This is a genomic window from Deinococcus aquatilis DSM 23025 (genome assembly GCF_000378445.1).
Taxonomy (GTDB): Bacteria; Deinococcota; Deinococci; order Deinococcales; family Deinococcaceae; genus Deinococcus; species Deinococcus aquatilis.
Map to the genome: position 1 here is coordinate 1 of NZ_KB899778.1, position 7,210 is coordinate 7,210.

General features: G+C 60.2%; 6 protein-coding genes and 1 pseudogene. 1 reads left to right on the forward strand and 6 read right to left on the reverse strand.

Annotation, left to right across the window (positions count from 1 at the left end):
* The 4 genes from F561_RS30670 to F561_RS29355 all read right to left on the reverse strand — a co-directional run.
* Positions 1-135: transposase (locus F561_RS30670; protein ID WP_157452156.1), on the reverse strand; the 135-nt coding region annotated here is incomplete at its 3' end.
* A 525-nt stretch (positions 136-660) separates the two neighbouring features.
* Positions 661-3,588, reverse strand: a complete 2,928-nt coding sequence (locus F561_RS27605; protein ID WP_019012468.1) for a bifunctional diguanylate cyclase/phosphodiesterase — start codon at positions 3,586-3,588, stop codon at positions 661-663.
* 825 nt (positions 3,589-4,413) lie between these two features.
* Entirely contained in the window at positions 4,414-4,632 is a 219-nt protein-coding gene (locus F561_RS0123805) for a hypothetical protein (RefSeq protein WP_019012470.1), read from the reverse strand.
* A 9-nt stretch (positions 4,633-4,641) separates the two neighbouring features.
* Positions 4,642-4,881: a hypothetical protein gene (locus F561_RS29355; protein ID WP_157452157.1), complete on the reverse strand. Its 240-nt coding sequence runs from the start codon at positions 4,879-4,881 to the stop codon at positions 4,642-4,644.
* A gap of 201 nt (positions 4,882-5,082) precedes the next feature.
* On the opposite strand from F561_RS29355, the pseudogene F561_RS30245 reads away from it, so the two are divergent.
* Positions 5,083-5,590, forward strand: a pseudogene (locus F561_RS30245) (IS6 family transposase); the annotation flags it as partial.
* A 354-nt stretch (positions 5,591-5,944) separates the two neighbouring features.
* On the opposite strand, the gene F561_RS27610 reads toward F561_RS30245, so the two are convergent.
* Both F561_RS27610 and F561_RS28435 read right to left on the reverse strand, forming a co-directional pair.
* Complete coding sequence (locus F561_RS27610; protein WP_019012473.1) at positions 5,945-6,586, reverse strand: TetR/AcrR family transcriptional regulator; 642 nt, start codon at positions 6,584-6,586, stop codon at positions 5,945-5,947.
* 402 nt (positions 6,587-6,988) lie between these two features.
* A partial coding sequence (locus F561_RS28435) for an integrase core domain-containing protein (RefSeq protein ID WP_157452159.1) occupies positions 6,989-7,210 on the reverse strand: 222 nt, incomplete at its 5' end.

Consider the following 7,210-nt stretch of genomic DNA (forward strand, 5'->3'; position numbering starts at 1 on the left):
CTCTTTTCGCCACCGGTGAATCAAGCTCGGAGCCAGGGAATGAGTCCGGCTGAGATGGGCGGTGGTGTGTTGGCCGGTGTTGATCTGGCTGACCACCTCAAGTTTGAACTCGCGGCTGTGATTTCGTCCTGGCATCTGATCTCCTTCGCGATGCAGTCAGCGTATCTGCTGACTGGGGCGAAGTGTCTTAGCCTGTGGTCCTGTCAGATGGGGTCAGTCCAATGCCTGGAAGAGAGGGCAAGAGAATCGGATCGGAACGGTTGTGTGGCCCTCAACGAATTATTCGGGCGAATTGGTGTGGCTGTGACGTGAATCATCCGCAAGGTTCTTGCTGCCTGGGCAATGTGATTCAGCTCGTTAATGCTGTGCCCGAAGAAAAGCCTCCGTCACGTGCTGGTTCCTCCACCCCAACGTGTGGCCGAATCCCGCTCCCTCTTCTCAAAACCAGCCATAGAAAGGCCCTGCCAGTTCGTTAAGCTGTGCAGAAGGGAAGGGAGATACAGAGGGGCAGAGCCCCTTGCACCGTCGTTGCACCTGCCAAGGAGCGTGTTCCTGAGCCTGGAAGCGTGGTTCCCGTGGCTCAGCGCAAGACCATGTGGAAGGCTGAGTCGTCTGGACGTTCCTCGGGCTTCTTGCTTTTCCCGTGACTCTCAGAGGACGTCATGAAGACGGGTATTCAGACGTGTTCTGCTGCGGCTGGTCTCCAGGCGGCCACACCGCGGCGGGGCGGCCCAGCAGGTACCCCTGGGCGCGGTCACAGCCCAGCGCACGAACCGTCTCCAGTTGAGCCGAGGTTTCAACGCCCTCGGCCACCAGATCCAGTCTCAGGCTGGTCGCGAAGGTTCGGAGGGCCCGCAGCACTTGTCGTCCCCTCGGCCCATCCCCCAGGGTAGAGATCAGCTCCCGGTCCAGTTTCAGCACATTGAACGGCAGGTGAAGCAGTCGCCCGAGATTGGACTCCCCTGCGCCGAAATCATCCAGGGCCAGCCGGACGCCCAGCGCCTGCAATGCACGGGCTTGATGGCGCACTGAAGGGAGATCGGCCAGCACGCCCCGCTCGGTCAGTTCCAGTTCCAGCGCATCCGGCTCCAGGTTCGCACGCTGGAGGGCCGCCGCCACGGTGTCGGCGAAGTCTGAGCGCACGAATTGAACGGGTGAGACATTCACCGCCACCCGCAGCTGCGGAAAGCCGTTGCGCCTCCAGACGGCCAGCTGGGTGCAGGCCGTGTTCAGGACCCAAGTACCGATCGGTACAATCAACCCAGAGGCTTCGGCCTCCGGAATGAAGCGATCCGGGGGAACCAGGGCTCCCCCGTCTGGAAACCAACGCAGCAAGGCTTCAAGACACACCACGTCACCGCTTTCTAGATCAATCTCCGGCTGGTAGTACAGCTGAAACTCATTTTTGCCGAGTGCTCCCCGGAGTCCATGGGCCACCATCAGGCGCGTGCGCGCCTCTTCACTGAGGTCAGGGGTGTAGTGCCGCCAGCCGTTCTTGGCCTGCCGCTTCCTGTCGTACATCGCCAGATCGGCGTTTCTGAGCAGGTCGTCTGAGGTTTGACCGTCTTTTGGAAAACGGGCTATGCCGGTTGAGGCCGTCACATACACGTTCCGTCCAGTCACCGTGAAGGGTCTGTCGAGGGCCGTCTGAACCTGAAGGGCGACGGCCTCGCATAGGGCGTCTTCCGTAATCCCACCCACCACCGCGGCGAACTCGTCGCCGCCGATCCGGGCGACGAGCGGCTCGTCGCCCAGCGCGCTGCTCAGGACCTGGGCGATCTGCTGAAGCAGCGTGTCTCCAGCTTCATGCCCGAGGGTATCGTTGACCAGCTTGAAGCCGTCAATATCGAGATAGAACAGAGCGAAGGGCGTGCCTGCGCTGATCATCTCGCTCAGTTTGACCATCAGGCCCACGCGGTTGAGCAGGTCGGTCAAGACGTCGTGATGGGCCAGATACGTCATCGCCTCGGCCTGCGTTCGCTGCTGGCTCGCGTCCTGCTGTGCCCTTATCGCCTGCGTCTGGGCCTCCAGCCGTTCCAGCGCCAGTTCGAGACTGGCGATCACGGTCTCCAGAATGACCCGGTCGGTGCGACTCCAGGTGCGCTGCTCAAACAGAGCCACCGCGAGAATGCCCACAGGTTCCCTGCGCTGCACCACCGGGAGGCTGGCATGCGCCTTCAGATGTTCGACCAGCTCGGCCGGGGTGTCACTGCCCTGGGCATATCTATCCTGGTACAGCGGCTGCCGGGTGGTCCAGGGCAGATCCAGGGTCGGTGTTGCTCCCACCCGCGGCCCCGCATCGACGAAGGCCTGAAGACCAGCATTTCCGAGGGCCCCGACCTGCACCCGGTTGCGCCAGTGGGCGCCGTCCCGTTCGTAATACACGATGTTCCCTGGGGGAAGTAAGGAGAGCATCACGTCCTGCGCCCGCCGAATCAGGGCATACGGATCATGCTGTACCGCTAAATCCCGTGTCAGTTCAGCAAATCCCTCTAGGGCTTGGGTTCGGGCCGTCAGTTCGACGTTCTGAAGCTGCAAGAGGGCCGTCTGGTTGGCCCGCTCCAGGGCCAGTCCCAGACTGCGGCCCACCGCCGTGAACATCGCCCGGTCGCGGGGAGTCCAGACGCGTGACTGCTGCGTCCCCGCCGTAAACATACTGAAGGGTTGGCCCTGTCTGAAGTAGGGGTAGAAGGCGGCCGCACCGTAGGATTCTGTGTGCGCCACGGCTTGTGCTTGAGTGTCCCAGTGCTCGGTAAAGCTTGGCCCGCAGGCCTGCACGGCGGTTACAAAACTGGGGGTCTCGACCGGCAGTCCGGCGCGTGCAAGCTGGGCCAACTGAGGAGCGATATCGCCGGACAGGACAACCGCTTTCCACAACTTGTCTTCCAAGACATAAAAACTGACTGAAAGCTCAGGCAAGAAGGTTCGCATGACTTTTTGAGCACACAAGGTCAACACACTCAAGTCCAGTTCTGTCCCGACGGCCTCGGTGAGGGTGACGAAGGCGGCCAAGGTCTCCGCGCGGGTCTGTGACTCCACGGCCTGCTGCCGCAGTCGAGTGGCCAGCTGCAAGCGATCCAGAGCCACGGCACCCTGACCGGCCAATGTGTAGAGAAACCGGCGTTCTTCAGGCGGGAAGTGGTGTGGCTCAGTGAAGACCAACATGATCACTCCGAGGGCTCGGTCGTCCAGCACCATGGGGATGACTGCGGTAGCCACCACCGCAATCCAACCAAGCGGAGCGTTCAGGTCTGGATAAGCAGTGGTCAGGGCGTCTTGGTGCTCGAAGTACAAGGCTTTGCGCTGGCGCAGCGCGTCGTCTGTGGGAGCAAAGTCGTGGAGGGTACCGGTTTGCCAGAGGGTCTGTTCACCTTTCGCGTAGCCCTGTGTGGCGGCGACCGTCAACCCGGCACCCATGTCGTTCACCAGTAGAACGACGCCCGCCACCGCGCTTAGCGCCTGGAGGGCAGGGTGCAAGACGATCTGAAACACTTCAGTTGGCGTGCGTGTGCCCGCGAGCGCTTCGGTCACGCTTTGCAGGCGCTCGCTGAGCGCAAGGGATCGGAGCGAGCTGGGCTGTTCGGACATAGGACACCCTATCGTGACACGCTTGAGTTCCCTATCCACTGCTGACTCCCCATCAAGGAGAGCCAGCAGTCGCCTGGCCAAGGTCAGGCAAAAGGGAAGGCTTTTGCCGTGAGCAGTGGAGGACAAGCGGCTGTTCAGTCCGCGGAGAACTTCGGTAGTCGCTGGCTGAATGCCGTTGTCCAACAGAACCTCTGACAATGGGCGCAAGAGCAGTTCATCTCGGAGAGGCCTAAAGCACAAGGCGCCCGAACACCGAGTGCTTAGGTGGCCAGCCCCGCACTGTCCCCATCCTCCGTTCGGCCCCCTACTGGATGCCCGCTTGAGGCCACGCACGAGTGGGTGGAAGAACCTTGACATGCTCAAAGGGAACATCCCGACTGACCACCGAACCCATCCGCCTGACCTCGCCACCATGAAACTCGTGAAGCCTTAAGGCCTGCAACCGGCAGACCATCAGACCGTGGCCGCCCTGTTTAACCTCCGGACGGGCGACTGCGAACATCTCTGCGGCCTGTACAAACGAGCGACTGCGGTGCTGCTGCAGGTCAAAGCACCCACCTGAAGTTGCGCTGACACCAGCCCAACTGTGCCGTGCACCGCGAACCATCCTTCAGCGGGTATCAGCTGAGGTGATTCTGCACGGTCCCTAGACGCCGAGACGTTCGTCTGAGGTGGAGCAGGAGGTCATTGCTGCGGCAACTCACTGGCGTCGGTCTACGTTTGCGCTGGGTTATGGGATGCCTCTTATGATGGAGGTTGAACGCCGTGGGTGCAACACGCACCGAACTCCAGTTCAGATGAGGTCGATAGTGCCTCCTCACTGAGTTAAGGAGCACCCTCCAGTGAGAGGCCCCCTGCCTCAGCGTCGGCTTCGTCTTGCAGGACTCGGAGTTCGGAGATGGAAGTGCTCTTTGACGCGGTCTCCAACAGCCGCATCATCCCTGCAAAGACCTGGGCCTCGGGGAAAGGACTGCGGGCCAACACATGCTGGGTGTGCAAGATCGCACTGAGGGTCACTTTGCGCTGTGCTTCCAGGGGGTTCACGAGTGCTCCTCAGGCCAAGAAGGGTCGGGGGCGGTGAATGGCCTGGGTCAAGTACTGAGCCGTGCGATGCACACGCTGAAGTTCACGCGGGCAGCCGGTGGAGCGGAGATACCACGTCTTAAGCCACGCCGCGAGATCGGCATCGCGTGGAGAAGCGGCCAGCACAGCCAAGGCTTCAGCGACTTGTCGTTGGGTTCGCTCATGCTGGAGAGGCGTCGGCAACTCAGGGGCAGTCGCTGGAGGGGGCATGGGCTTCAGAGTAGGTAATACGTTCGCCCAGACCATGACCCCCGTGTAAAGGCCGGGTTGAGCGTTAAAGGCGCGCTCATCTCTGCTAGCGAAAGGCCACGGCGGCCAGGCGGGGTGATCCGATTCTCATCAAGCTCAACTGTAGTCACACGGTTGAACTGGGTGGGTTCTGGCAAGTTGATCGCGGTAGGCTACTCGTCCGTGACGGATCGCAAACCCTACCGCCATCGCTTCCCGCTGAGCATGATCCAGTATGCCGCCTGGCTTCATCACCGGTTCTCCCTCAGCCAACGTGACGTTCAAGAATTGCTCCAGCAGCGCGGCATTGCCGTCAGTCACGAAACCCTGCGCCAGTGGAACATCAAAGTTGTACCGCTCCTCACTGAAAAAGTGCGACACCGAGAACCCCGCCCATGTTCTCAGTGGTTTCTGGATGAGGTCTGCATCGAGATCAAGGGCAAAAAGTATTGGTGATGGCGGGCCGTCAATGACTCCCGCGCAGTGCGAGACCTCTTGTAGCAAGCTCGGCGAGAGACCCAGGCGGCGAAGACCTTCTTCGGAAGACTATTGGCGAATGACGACGTCCCAGACGTAATCCACACTGGCAAGCTCTGGAGCAGCCATTCGAGCCCTTCCTGTGCTTCATAGCGTGGAGCACATCCAGGTCATTTCAACGGCGCGCTGCAATAACCTCATCGAATGGCGGCATGCAGTTGATGTAGCCGTCTGAAGTTCAGACGGCCGCTGAGACCCTACTCAGTCCTTCGCTGGTTAACTTGCCAGAACCAGGTAAGGAGAGTTTGGCGCCGATGCAAGCAGGGCCAGCCCTGCTCACGCGGTTCCGCCTGAATCCGGGGCATGCCAGATCGCTCTTTGCTGGTGGCGTCCATTTGCTCCATCTCAACGGTGAGCGCCGCGTCCTAAAATATGCGTGTTGGTTGGCCTTTCTCGCCACGTAAAGAATTCACATGTGGTGACGTCCAACACGTGGCGCTGCCAATCGCAATCCGTCCCACGAGACAGCCATCACATGTCCCGCTAGGAGCCGTGTCTAACAGCAAACTTAGGCGCAGGCTTGGCTTGCTGCCCGCGCCTGAATTCCACCGATCAACAGTTCAATTTGATTGTGGTACCGGGTGGCGGAGGCCATCACGCGCTGCTGGGCCAGCTCGGTGATGGCTGGATAGTGGCCGGGACGTTCCTCCATGAAGGCCAGCAGTTCGGCATAGTCAGGCTCAGGCGCGCCAGTGTTCCGTTCATCGCGCAACATGCTGTAGACATTAAGCAGGGTATTGCGGGATGTGACCCAGATTTCGTGATCCGCAACCCCCGCATCACGAACAGTCGTCACAATGAACTCCAATAAGCGGAATTCAGCATGGGTAGGCTGATGAGGCGAGAAGAGATAGGCACCGATGTGGCTGTGATCACGGGTGAAGTTACGGAAGTCTAGGGCGAAGCGCCGGAGACGATCCTGCCACTTCCCTGTCGTAGGAAGCTCGAATCCACCCATTACTTGAATGTACGCCGCGCGCAGCAGATCTTCTTTGGTAGGGAAATAACGGTAAAGAGCGCGAGGAGTCACCCTCAACGCCTCCGCCAGCGGGCGCATGCTGATGTCCTCGAGATGGTGGTCACGCATCTGCTGCAGGGCCGTGTTCACGATGAGTTCACTACTGAGGTTCGGCGCTTCGAGACGGGCCATGACTCAATTGTAGCGGTTGATGATTGACAAGTACACAGTGTGTACCTATGGTTGTAAACACTGTGTACGCGAGTATGGGGTCTGCCCGATTTCCACGCCAATGTCTTTTCCCGCAACTGGAGGTTTCCTATGCATCAGAAGGTTTTAACTCTATCCCTGCTCCTCTCTCTCGTCATCACAACCGCCTCCGCCCAGACCCCAGTCGCCCTTACGTTCACGCAGCACGCCGTACTGCAGCAGACCACAGGGCTGGCGGCCCCCCTCAACGCTCTTATCGGCAGGCTGAGCCAGCAGGGATTGAACCCACATAATGTGGACGACGCCTATCAACGCGGGGGACTCTTGCGGCCGACGCCAATTCCGCGCGGAAACCAGCCCTCCGGTAGTGCTCCAAAAAATTCTTCAAGCGGCGTTGCGAGCCTTCGCCGATGAGGTGAGTGTAGACCAAGGCGTGGCGTAACCCAGCGCCGAGTGACGGCGCTGGTGGTTGTACCAGCGGTGAAAGTCTGGCATGGCCGTTCGAACTTCAGCCATCGTCTGCCAGTCGTGACGGAAAGCAAATTGATATTTGTAGGTTCTGTTGAGTCTTTCTAGAATTCCGGTGCCGCCTGGTTGGGACACTTT